Source organism: Meishania litoralis (assembly GCF_042611095.1).
Classification (GTDB): Bacteria; Bacteroidota; Bacteroidia; order Flavobacteriales; family Flavobacteriaceae; genus Meishania; species Meishania litoralis.
On the sequence record NZ_JBHFPV010000002.1, the window covers coordinates 1 to 12,618 of the forward strand.

9 protein-coding genes are annotated in these 12,618 nt (G+C 40.0%); 8 read left to right on the forward strand and 1 reads right to left on the reverse strand.

Annotated elements, in window-relative coordinates; all coding sequences use genetic code 11:
* Window positions 1–689: 689 nt before the first annotated feature.
* The 4 genes from ACEZ3G_RS09060 to ACEZ3G_RS09075 are packed head-to-tail and all read left to right on the forward strand — an operon-like array spanning window position 690 to window position 6,946.
* On the forward strand, window positions 690–1,778 hold the full coding sequence (locus tag ACEZ3G_RS09060; protein WP_432426052.1) for a DegT/DnrJ/EryC1/StrS family aminotransferase: 1,089 nt from the start codon (window positions 690–692) through the stop codon (window positions 1,776–1,778).
* Window positions 1,775–3,712, forward strand: coding sequence for a polysaccharide biosynthesis protein (locus ACEZ3G_RS09065; protein WP_432425169.1), 1,938 nt, complete (start codon window positions 1,775–1,777; stop codon window positions 3,710–3,712). Before ACEZ3G_RS09060 ends, ACEZ3G_RS09065 begins: the two co-directional genes overlap by 4 nt.
* A gap of 45 nt (window positions 3,713–3,757) precedes the next feature.
* Complete coding sequence (locus ACEZ3G_RS09070; protein ID WP_432425170.1) at window positions 3,758–4,540, forward strand: polysaccharide biosynthesis/export family protein; 783 nt, start codon at window positions 3,758–3,760, stop codon at window positions 4,538–4,540.
* A gap of 33 nt (window positions 4,541–4,573) precedes the next feature.
* Window positions 4,574–6,946, forward strand: a complete 2,373-nt coding sequence (locus tag ACEZ3G_RS09075; protein ID WP_432425171.1) for a GumC family protein — start codon at window positions 4,574–4,576, stop codon at window positions 6,944–6,946.
* On the opposite strand, the gene ACEZ3G_RS09080 is transcribed toward ACEZ3G_RS09075, so the two are convergent.
* A complete protein-coding gene (locus ACEZ3G_RS09080; RefSeq protein WP_432425172.1) occupies window positions 6,947–7,687 on the reverse strand; it encodes a tyrosine-protein phosphatase in 741 nt (246 codons plus the stop codon). It abuts the gene before it with no gap.
* A gap of 213 nt (window positions 7,688–7,900) precedes the next feature.
* Between ACEZ3G_RS09080 and ACEZ3G_RS09085 the strand changes: the two genes are divergently transcribed.
* The 4 genes from ACEZ3G_RS09085 (at window position 7,901) to ACEZ3G_RS09100 (ending at window position 12,611) form a co-directional block, all read left to right on the forward strand.
* Window positions 7,901–9,541, forward strand: a complete 1,641-nt coding sequence (locus ACEZ3G_RS09085) for a TldD/PmbA family protein (RefSeq protein WP_432425173.1) — start codon at window positions 7,901–7,903, stop codon at window positions 9,539–9,541.
* Window positions 9,542–9,566: 25 nt separating this feature from the next.
* Window positions 9,567–10,880, forward strand: coding sequence for a TldD/PmbA family protein (locus ACEZ3G_RS09090; protein WP_432425174.1), 1,314 nt, complete (start codon window positions 9,567–9,569; stop codon window positions 10,878–10,880).
* Between the two features lie 88 nt (window positions 10,881–10,968).
* On the forward strand, window positions 10,969–11,589 hold the full coding sequence (locus tag ACEZ3G_RS09095) for a DUF4159 domain-containing protein (protein ID WP_432425175.1): 621 nt from the start codon (window positions 10,969–10,971) through the stop codon (window positions 11,587–11,589).
* An 11-nt stretch (window positions 11,590–11,600) separates the two neighbouring features.
* Entirely contained in the window at window positions 11,601–12,611 is a 1,011-nt protein-coding gene (locus ACEZ3G_RS09100) for an AAA family ATPase (RefSeq protein WP_432425176.1), read from the forward strand.
* The last annotated feature ends 7 nt before the right edge of the window (window positions 12,612–12,618 follow it).

The following is a 12,618-nucleotide window of genomic DNA, read 5'->3' on the forward strand; positions in this document are numbered from 1 at the left end:
GCCACGGGGACGATGCCGAAAGGAAGCACCGGGCTCCACTCCCCGTCCTGGCCCGCGGTCTGCGACGTCGAACTCTGGCTGTGGAGACCTAAAAGAATTGTAATCAAAAAAGTGAAAGTGTAATTTTTTCTCATAGCGATACTGGGGTTTCTAATTATAGTAGAATTAAAAAACCAAAATTAAGTTGAATCTTTTTTGCATTTCCAATTAATACGGTAAAACAAGATAATTATTCGTTTAGTAACAATTGCATCGTGTTAAACCCTACCTGAGCTTCTTTAAAAGTATACTTGGCAAGGAAAATGAGCACGACAAAATTGTCTGCCCAATATTTGAAATACGTCCAAATACTTATTTTGGATTGAATACTAAAAACGAAATTTTAGTGTTTGTTAGAATACAAAGTTAAATATTTGGTAATGAGCAAAAAGAGAAATCCGTTTTGAATTTCTAGTTTTTCTAAATTAACACCTTCAGGTTATAAGAAATTATTTTTCTAAAATTGAAAGATTACAAATTTGCGTATTTAATCGAATAATTTCCGTCTTTGACGAAATGTGATGACTTATCATGGTAGAATGATAAACAATAACTAATTTTACTTGCAGTATAACTAAACCCACAAAACTTTCATATCCTTGAACTCCAAAGTCTTGCACAAGTCCAAAATTTGGCTTTCTTCTCCACATATGTCTGGCAATGAGCAACAATATGTCAAAGAGGCTTTTGATACCAATTGGATTGCTCCGTTGGGACCAAATGTCGAAGCATTCGAAAGGGATCTCATGCAATATGTTCAGGAGGATTCACATATAGCTGCTTTGAGTTCAGGAACCGGTGCTCTTCATTTAGGTCTGATTCTCTTAGGTGTGAAACAAGATGATGAAGTTTTATGTCAGAGCTTTACGTTTTCGGCCTCGGCCAATCCTATAACATATTTGGGGGCTAAGCCTATTTTTATCGATAGTGAGGAAGAAACATGGAACATTTCCCCAGAATTGCTGGAAAAGGCAATCATAGAAAGAATAGCGCAAGGAAAAAAACCGAAGGCGATTATTGCCGTTCACCTTTATGGGATGCCATATAAGGTTAGGGAGATACGTGAGATATCCTTAAAATATAGTATTCCTGTTCTTGAAGATAGTGCCGAGGCATTAGGAAGCTCTTATCATGGTGTCAAGTGCGGTACATTTGGGGATGTCTCAATATTTTCCTTCAATGGCAATAAGATTATCACGACTTCTGGAGGGGGGGCACTATGTACTAAGGACAAAAATATGAAGAAAAGAGCAATTTTTTTGGCAACACAGGCCAGGGATGAAGCGCCTCACTATCAACACTCCCGAGTTGGGTATAATTATAGGATGAGCAATGTACTTGCCGGAATAGGGAGAGGTCAAATGGAAGTTCTTGACAATCGTGTAAACGCCAGAAGAAATAACTATTTTTACTACAAAGAGCATTTGGGAAGTTTGGATGGGATAGGGTTTTTGGAGGAGCCAAAAGGTTGTTATTCAAATCGTTGGCTGACCTGCTTAACAACCCGCTCAAAAGAACAAAGGGAGTGGGTTCGATTGGCCTTGGAGGAAGAAAATATTGAGTCTAGACCTCTATGGAAACCTATGCACCTTCAGCCGGTGTTTAAGAACAGCCTAAGTTTTGTCAACGGCGTATCCGCAGGGTTGTTCGAACGCGGACTTTGCCTACCAAGTGGTTCAAATCTTAGTAGGGTTGACCTTGATAGAACAATCGAAATAATTAAGAGGGTTATCGTATGATACAAAATTATATCACACAGAATGCCAATCGCTATGCCTCAAAATGGTTGGTTTTGATTATTGATATAATCTCATCATGCATTGCATTTGTATTGGCCTATTGTATTCGTTTTAATCTGTCATTTGACTTCGATGTCGAGAAACTTTACATACAACTTCCTGTTGTTGCCATTATATCGGCAATTGCCTTTCTTATTGTAGGCTCTTACAAAGGCGTTGTTCGACATACCGGGGTTCGCGACGTATACAACGTTTTTAATGCTGTTTGTCTTTCAAGTATCATTATGATTGCGGTCGTTCTCATAAATAAGGAATTTGGATTCTTTCCAGACTTCACCATTTTTCTCAGTATAATAATTATTTATAGCTTACTTGCTTTCATTGGCCTTACCGCTTCGCGATATATGTTCAAAGCGCTTTATAACAGCTATGCGATTCGCGACCTAAAGGTGAACAAGAATGTACTCATATATGGAGCTGGTGAATCGGGAATCCTTACACATAACGCACTTACCAACCATTCTAAAAGCAGGGCGAGAGTCGTTGGTTATATAGATAATGACAATCAAAAGGCCGGAAAACAAATCAATGGTGTAAAGGTCTATCATAACAATGTATTGACCAAGGATTTTTTGACCAATAAGAACATCTCTGAAGTTATTTTCTCAATTCAGAATATCGCACCCAAAAAATTAAGGAGTTTGGTAGAAGGTCTTGTTGAACTACCTGTTCAGGTTAAGATTGTACCTCCGGTTGAAGATTGGATTAATGGTGAATTGAGAGCGTCTCAGATTAAGCAGGTGCAAATAGAAGATTTATTGGATAGGGCTCCAATAAGTATCAAAAATGAGAAAATCGAAAAAGAATTTTTGAACAAAACGATTTTGGTAACAGGCGGAGCGGGTTCAATTGGAAGTGAAATCGTAAGACAAATATGCCAGTATGATTACAAATCCCTGATAATTATTGATCAAGCTGAATCGGCGCTGTATGATCTTCAACAAGAGTTAAAGCAGAACGGTTACCATAATTTCATTCCTATTGTTGGGGATATTCGCGACAAGAACAGGCTTAATGCTATTTTCCAGGAACACAAGCCAAATATGGTTTTTCATTCCGCGGCATACAAGCACGTTCCGTTGATGGAATACAATTCTTACGAGGCCATTAAAATTAACATTGGTGGTACAAAGACCGTAGCGGATTTATCAATAAGCCATAAGGTAGAGAAGTTTGTTTTTATATCTACCGATAAGGCCGTCAATCCAACCAATGTTATGGGTGCTACCAAAAGGATAGCTGAAATGTATATAAGTTGTATGGAACAACAGAAAAAAACCAAGTTCATAACCACAAGATTCGGTAACGTTTTAGGCTCGAACGGATCGGTAATCCCATTATTTAGAAAGCAAATCGAAAAAGGAGGCCCATTGACATTGACTCACAAAGACGTAACTCGGTATTTTATGACAATTCCGGAAGCTTCTCAACTGGTTTTGGAGGCAGGTGTTATGGGCGATGGTGGAGAAATCTTTATTTTTGATATGGGGGAGTCTGTGAAAATATTTGATTTGGCCAAGAACATGATAAAATTATCGGGGTTGAGTTATCCTGAGGATATTGATATTAAGATAACTGGTCTTCGACCAGGAGAGAAACTTTATGAAGAGCTATTGGCTAATGGAGAAAATACATTGCCAACCTATCATAGAAAAATAAAAATAAGTAAAGTAAGAGAATTGGACTATGCAGCGGTTAGATCCAAGATAGACGAATTGTGCATAACAAATATGTTTTTCAGTGGAAATGCGGTTAAGTTGATGAAAGGTATAGTGCCGGAATATGTGTCTAGCAATTCCGAACTATGCGAATTGGACGACAGGCGTACTTCTTCAGATGATGACAAGCCAACTTTAAAAGTGGTTCAATCATAATATTTTAGTAAACTTGCAGTTCTAATTAAATACAATCGACTTTTCATGGTTTCTAAGAAATATTATTCTGAGTTAAAACAACTTTGCCTATTATCTATTTGTTGTTTTTTAGCAGTCTCCTGTGCTTCGAAAAAAGACGTTGTTTATTTTCAAGACACAAGTGACTATGAAACAATTATAAGTGACAACTCGCACACCAATAAATTTAAGATAGATGATGTGTTGAGTATCCATGTTTCTACACTCGACCCTTTGGTTAGTATGCCCTTTAATTTGTACAAAGGTGCAGAAGAGGGAGGAATACGAGCTGAACAGGTAAACTATATTATTGACAAAAATGGGGAGATTGATTTCCCGGTAATTGGCGCGGTGAAAATCGCTGGGCTTACCCCGGAGGAGACCAAGGGTCTTTTAAAAGAAAAATTGACTCCTTATTTGAAAGATGCCATTATCAATATTAGGTTGAAGAATTTCACCGTAACGGTTTTGGGAGAGGTAAACAGGCCGGGTACGTACCCCGTATTAGGGGAACAGATAACAGTTCTTGAAGCATTGGGGCTGGCAAATGACCTTACCATTAAAGCAAGGCGCGATAATATTTTGATAATACGCGATTTTAATGGTACTAAGGTATCCACCCGAATAGACTTGACCAAGAAGGAGGCACTTAATTCACCTGTTTATTATCTGACACAGAACGATGTCGTGTATGTTCAACCTAACAATTCTGCGGTGGCTTCTTATGGTTTAGATAACCGAGCAACTATATGGGTTTCAATTGCATCCGTATTAATTACCTCCACCGTATTGTTTATTACAAGAAACTGAAAAAGTCTTATTTCCTAAAAATTAAATTTTAGAATGGTTACAGATTCCCAGGGTTTATCCGGTGATGGCGCGGATTTAAAGGATGTTATCTCGAGATATGCGGCGCAGTGGAAATGGTTTGTCTTAACAACTATAATATCCTTAGTGTTAGCATTTATCTATATAAGGTATGCCACTCCTGAATATGCCGCCAAGGCAAAGATTCAGATCATCGAGGACAAGGGATCCGGTTCGGAGCTTTCTGCTTTTCAAGACCTGAATCTTTTAGGAGGCATGAAGAACAAGGTTGAGGATGAGATAGAAATACTTAATTCCAGATCCAATTTTTTGGAAGTTGTCGACAATCTAGATTTGAATGTTCGTATAATTGCGTTGGGCAATGTTAAAGATTCTGAAATCTATAAAAATAGGCCTTTCAATATCAACTTTATAGAGAGCGATTCTATAATTAATTCTGCAAGCTTCGAATTTTTTATTGAATTGTCGTCTGAAACAACGTTTGGCTTTAGCCTTGAAAGAGATAGTCCATTAAAAATTTACTCTTATGGAAAAAACATCACCACAAAAGAAGTTGGCGATATTGTGATTACACCGAATCTACCCTATTTCAACAATTACAAAGGCGAAAAAATTAAAGTTTCAATTGACCCTGTCTTTATAGTGGCGGAAGGTTATCAAAAAAGTATAAGTATTTCCCCTGCGGAAGAGTTATCCAATATTATTGATATTACTCTTAATAATCCAATTAAACAAAAGGGTATCGATATCATCAATGAATTAATTTTAACATATAATAAAAATGCCATAGAGGATAAGAAGGTTGTCGCCGATAGAACTTCGGAATTTATCAATAATCGTATTCAACTGATTGCATCCACATTGACAACAGTGGATCAAGATGCCCAAGAGCTAATGACTGAAAAGGGTATAACAGGAAGCGGCTTAGAGGTAGGAGCTGCTGTGCAGGTGAGTGCGGCCAGTCGTCAACAACTTGACAATGCAAGAAATCAGTTGGATATTGTAAGCAATTTAAAAAACTATATCTCAGGGGAGTCGGGATATAATACTATGCCTGTCGTTGATGTAGGTAACGGCGCAATTGCGCAGACTACTGCGAAATACAATGAATTGGTAGCTGAAAGGAATAGGCTACTTAAAAGTGCTGACGCGCAAAATCCAATTATCGTAAATTTAGATCAGCAGTTAGATCAACTAAAAAGTACTATGCAATCTAGTTTGGTCGCTATGGAGCGAAACGTTGGAATGACGGTTGGGACTCTCCAAAACCAAATGGGCCGTATTCAAGGAACTATATATTCTGCACCCAGAAATCAGCGTGATTTACGAAATATTACTAGAAAGCAGGAGACAACGGAATCATTATATCTCTATTTGCTTCAGAAACGTGAAGAATCTCAGATCATGGCGGCTTCAAGTCCGGCTAAATCAAAAGTAGTCGATAGTGCCTACCTTGAAGGAGACACTCCTGTTACTCCTAAGAAGCCTCTTATTTACTTGGCTTCCTTTATACTTGGTCTACTTGTTCCCTTTTCGGTCCTATACAGCAAAGATTTGTTGGATAATAAGATTCATAACAAGACCGGACTTGAAAAACTGGTCAAAGATGTACCCGTATTGGCCGAGCTACCGCGATTAGCAAAAAAAGACCAACAATTGGTAAATAAGGATGATCGTTCGGTATTGGGAGAATCATTAAGGATTCTGCGAACAAATCTTGACTATATAATAAAATCAAAAGGAGGACGTAACAATGTAATATTTGTAACTTCCAGTGTTCCAGGGGAAGGAAAGACCTTTTTGTCTTCTAACCTAGCGATGATATTCGCAAGCACTGATAAGAAGGTATTGTTAATAGGTGCCGATATTCGTAATCCAAAACTGTATACTTTTTTCAATAGTAAGGATGTGGACAAGTTAGGAAAGCCAGGAAGAAATAAGGATGCAGGCCTTACCGAGTTCTTATACGACGATTCTTTGACTTCTAAAGATATCATAAATCCGATGCTCGTTCATACCAATACGATTGACGTTATATATTCAGGTAAGATTCCGCCGAACCCTTCTGAGCTTTTAATGAGCTCGAGAATGAAAGACCTGATTCAGGAAGTATCGCTTAAATATGATTATGTAGTAGTTGATACTGCCCCATTAATGGTTGTAACGGATACTTTACTGATAAGTGAATATGCAGATCATATAATTTATGTGACAAGGGCAGGTTCCACTGAAACCAAGGTTATTGAGTATCCTTTGAAACTGAGAAAAGAAGGCAAACTGAAAGGACTTTCCTTCATTGTCAATGATGTCAAGGACTCTAACCTTGGATATGGCGGCAAATACGGCTACGGCTATGGAAAAACTACCAAAAAGTGGTGGAAATTCTAATCAGCTAAAATTGTAGATCGTTCTTTCAATTATAGGAAGCAAGGTATCCAATAATTTATTTGTAACTTTTATTTCTTTCAGGCCTTCTAGCTGTGTTTTGTTGTGAACATCAGAGGCCAAAAAATTGATGAGGTCTGCCTCCAGCAGTTTCATTGCGGTTTGTTGAACTTCCTTGCCATAAAATTCACCTAAAGACAATAGGTTCATCTGAAATAAGACACCTTGATCCTTCATCTTTTGATATTTTTTGAACTTCTTTTGGAGAAATACATATCTTTCCGGGTGGGCCAAAATAGGGAATAATCTATGCTCGGCAATTTTCTTGATTGCTTCGTCGAAATTTATCGAAGCCTGTAAATAAGACATTTCTACCAAAAGATAGTTGTTCTGAAGCGTCATAACTTCACCATTTGCCAATAAGTTCTCAAAATTTGAGTCTATCATATGCTCTGCCGACGCTTCGACGGAAATATGGTTTAAATCGTTGATCGCAAGGCCATGATTCAGTATTTCCAATGATTTTGAAATGGTTCCCGGATTGTTTGGGTAATAATTGTCCATAATATGGGGGGTAGCTATAAAATTTTGAATTCCGTATTCAGAAAACCCCTTTATCAGTGCTATGGATTCCTCAACTGTTTTGGCGCCGTCGTCTACTCCCGGTAAAATATGGTTATGTATATCTATAAATCCTTTTAGGGCATCTATCAGGTATTTTTTCCTGTTAAAAATGGTTAGCATTTATTTTCAATTTATGGGTAAAAATACCATTTCTACGGTAACTCTTGCCAATAAATAGGTCTGTAGTTCGGTTTCATAATGATCCTATCGAAAATACTTGTTAAAGTTTTGTTTAAATTTTGATTCTCATTGCCCGACTTTTATTGAATTGCCTCCTTATTCATTATATTGTGCTGTAAGCTGATACTAAATCAAATACTAACTCACACAAATATGAAAAGAAGAGATTTTGTTCAATTGACCGGTCTCGGTGCAGGTGCGTTGTTGTTGCCGTCCACAATGATGGGCAATAGTATTCCCGCCGAAGCGCTTTTAAGCCCGGGAATGGACATTGTTGTCAAAAAAAGAATGGCCGATGTAGCCCTTAATACTGCAAAATCCATGGGTGCTACATATGCCGATGCTAGAATTGGTAGGTACCTGAACCAATATGTCTTTACACGAGAAGACAAAGTACAAAATGTGGTCAATACCGAATCTTTTGGAATAGGAATTCGCGTAATCGCCAATGGTACTTGGGGTTTTGCCTCTACCAATAGCGTTACTGAAGACGGTATCAAAAAAGCTACCGAACAGGCGGTCGCCATTGCCAAGGCAAATTCTAAGTTTCAGAAAGAGCCGGTAAAATTGGCACCTGTAATAGGCCAAGGCGAGGTTTCTTGGAAAACAGCGGTAAAAAAAGATTTTAAAGATGTTCCGGTATCCGAAAAGGTGGATCTTTTGTTGCGTGCCAACTCGGCAGCATTGCAAAATGGTGCCAACTTCGTGAATTCCGCACTTTTTATGGTTAACGAGCAGAAATATTTCGCCTCTACCGATGGTTCTTATATCGATCAAGATATTCATCGGATCTGGCCAACCTTTGGAGTAACGGCAGTAGATCAGGGAGCGGGCAAGTTCAAGACACGACAAGCCATGAGTGCCCCAATGGGCATGGGGTATGAATATATGGATGGATTGGATTCTGAAAAGTTGGACGGTGCCGCAGGACTAAAACTGTACCGTAATAGCTATGATATGGTCGAAGATGCTACGATTGCCGCCCAACAGGCCAAAGAGATGCTGAACGCTAAATCGGTCGATCCAGGAAAATATGACTTGGTGCTCGAACCCAACCATTTGGGCCTTACCATTCATGAATCGGTAGGGCATCCAACCGAATTGGACCGTGTACTGGGCTACGAAGCCAATTACGCGGGGACCAGTTTTGCGACGATGGATAAATGGAAATCTGGAGACTTCAAATATGGTAGCGACATCGTGAATATAGTTGCCGATAAGACCCAACCAGGGTCTTTAGGTGCCGTAGGATATGATGATGAGGGCGTAAAATGTAAAAAGTGGGACATCATTAGAAACGGAATTCTGGTCAACTACCAGGCCATTCGTGATCAGGTGAACATGATCGATCAAAATGAATCGCACGGCTGTTGCTACGCTCAGAGCTGGAATGACGTACAATTTCAGAGAATGCCCAATATTTCGTTGGAGGCGGGCAAGGATCCCTACTCCATCGACCAGATGATAAAAGATGTCGAAAAAGGTATTTATATCGCCGGACGCGGCTCTTATTCAATCGACCAGCAACGTTATAACTTTCAGTTCGGCGGCACCGTATTTTACGAAATTAAGAATGGCGAGATCGTTGGTATGTTGAACGATGTAGCCTATCAATCCAATACACAGGAATTTTGGAACAGCTGTGTAAAAATATGTGACCAAAATGATTACCGATTGTTCGGTTCCTTTTTTGACGGTAAGGGGCAACCTTCCCAGATAAGTGCGGTTTCCCATGGTAGTTCTACTTCGCGGTTCAACGATATCAATGTAATCAATACAGGTAGAACCATTTAATTTCAGTCTCAAAAAAAATAATATAATGGCAATATATACAGAAAATGAAGCTCGGAGAATAATGGAAAAAGCCCTTAGCTTTTCCACCGCCGATGCTTGCGAGATAAATTTAAGTGGCAGTGAAAGCGGCAATATTCGATATGCGCGTAATTCAGTTTCCACTTCGGGGCACCGATCCAATCAGACTTTGGTGGTACAGTCAAATTTTGGAAAACGTTCGGGTACGGCCACGATTGATGAATTTGATGACGAATCGTTGAAAAGGGTAGTGGCAAGGGCGGAGGAGTTGGCCAAGTTATCACCTGAAAACCCCGAATTTATGGAACCTTTGGGGCCACAATCATACGATTCATCAGTGAGTTTCGTTCAGGCAACCGCTGATATAGCTCCCGAATATCGGGCCGAAGTGGCAAATAGTAGTATTGCACCGGCAATGGCCAAAGATGTTACCGCGGCTGGCTTCTTGAATGACTCCTCAAGTTTTAGCGCGATGCTCAATTCAAATGGGCTTTTTGCCTATAATAAAGAGACCAATGCGAATTTTACGGTTACAATGCGTACCAATGACGGTACCGGATCTGGTTGGGTGACAAGAGACTACAACGATATTGCAAAGTTCGATGCGGCAGAGGCCTCTAAAATCGCCATCGATAAAGCGGTCATGTCAAGGGAGGCAAAAGCTATCGAACCCGGAAAATACACCGTTATACTTGAACCTTCGGCCGCCCAAGGCCTTTTGAACGGTTTACAGTACGCACTAGACGCCAGACAGGCTGACGAAGGTAGAAGTTTTATGTCAAAAGAGGGGGGCAATAAAATGGGTGATAAGATCGTCGATGAACGAGTTAATATTTGGTCGGATCCTTTGCACCCCGATGCGCCAACGGCAACATGGAATGGCGCTGGGCAGCCACTGAAAAAAACAATCTGGATAGAAAACGGCGTTGTAAAGAATCTGGCCTATAGCCGATATTGGGCCGAGCAAAAAGGAGTAGATCCCCTGCCTTCGCCGAGCAATTTTATAATGGCGGGCGGCGATGCTTCTTTAGATGAACTTATCAAAAGTACCAAGAAAGGTATTTTGGTTACCCGGCTTTGGTATATCAGGTCTGTAGACCCGCAAACGCTATTATATACCGGTTTAACGAGGGATGGAACATTTTATATTGAGAATGGGGCCATCAAGCATCCGGTCAAAAATTTCCGCTTTAATGAAAGTCCGATCATTATGCTGAACAATTTGGAAACTCTTGGCGAGCAGGCAAGGGTCGATGGTAATCTGATTCCTTATATGAAAATAAGGGACTTTACCTTTACCAGTTTGTCGGATGCCGTTTAGATTATATTTGGAGCGAACAAAGCTGGTTGTCAAGATAAGTTCATGACAGCCAGTTTTCTTTTTATGGATTGAAATAAGTCGATGAAAGTTGAACAACGAGTTTTTCTTTACAAGATTGCAATATGAGTCAGGTGATTGGGATGTGGATCAACGAATGCCTTCGAATCTCTTGAATTCCTTGGTGGAATATACTACCCTTGCCGTAGACAAAAAGGAAAATATCATCCCACTTGGGGGTGACGATATTTTTAAATGTCCGTTCTGCTATCTTTCCGGTCATAAGTTGGTACAGTTTACCAAAAAAGAACGGGAAAACTTTGAAAAATACGTCAACAATGGAGGTTTTGTTTTCGTTGATGATTGCAATCATGATATCGACGGACTTTTTGCCAAATCGTTCGAACGTCAAATGGAGGAAATTTTTGGTACTGAAGCGCTTAAGAAGATTCCGAACGACCATGAACTTTATACCATTTTTTTTGAGTTCGAAGATGGGCCTCCCACGACCTCGCAAGAATTGAACGGCTGGGGCGACGACCTGGTACATGAATATTTAAAGGGCATTGAAGTAAATGGTAGAATAGGAGTTCTATATAGCAACAAAGATTATGGTTGTGAATGGGACTATGATTTTCGCAATAAGCGTTGGTACAAAATAGACAATACCCGCTTTGCGGTAAATATCGTGATGTACGCACTTACATCGTAAATACGAAATGAATGGACAAACAATTGATGGAAGTTAAAAAAGAGGTCGAATCATTGACTTCGAAACTTGCCGATCTGAAAAAGGAAATAGGCAAGGTGATCATAGGGCAAGAAGAGACCGTTGAGCACCTATTGATTACTTTTTTGGCCGGAGGTCATGCATTGCTCGAAGGTGTACCCGGTTTGGCAAAAACCCTAATGATAAAAACATTGGCACAGGCAATCGACCTGAAGTTCAGAAGAATTCAGTTTACCCCTGACCTGATGCCCTCCGATATTATCGGCACGGAAATTTTGGAGGAAGACCATACTACGGGCAAAAAATTCTTTGAATTTAATAAAGGGCCAATTTTTGCCAATATCATTTTGGCCGATGAGATCAATCGCACCCCTCCAAAGACACAGGCGGCGCTTTTGGAAGCAATGCAAGAGTTCGAGGTAACCTATTCAGGAAAGACTTATGATCTTGACAGGCCCTTTTTTATTTTAGCTACCCAAAACCCAATAGAACAATCGGGAACCTTTCCCTTGCCCGAAGCGCAGCAAGACCGTTTTCTCTTTTATATAAAGATAGGTTATCCATCAGAGTCGGAAGAATCCACTATTCTGAAAAGTACTACGGGAACCCAAAAAGAAGCGATTAAAAATATTGTGACGGGCGAAGAAATCCTTCGCTTACAACAATTGGTGCGTGAGGTTCCGATTAGCGATGACCTTATTGGTTATGTCGGTCGTATTGTACGTGCCACCAGACCTGAGACTACTTCCGACGACTATGTAAAGCAATGGGTCGACTGGGGGGCGGGCCCGAGGGCGGGTCAGGCCATGATTCTGACGGCCAAGGCGAGGGCGCTTCAAGCAGGCCGCTTGGCCGTTACCCTTGATGACCTCGAACATGTGGCATTACCTGTATTAAGACATCGTATCATTGTCAATTTTAGGGCAGAGGCCGAAGGAATTGATGCTGATCAGGTAACCTGTCAACTTTTGAAGACGATACAATTCTCCGCAAACGGAATCTAATGTTCTT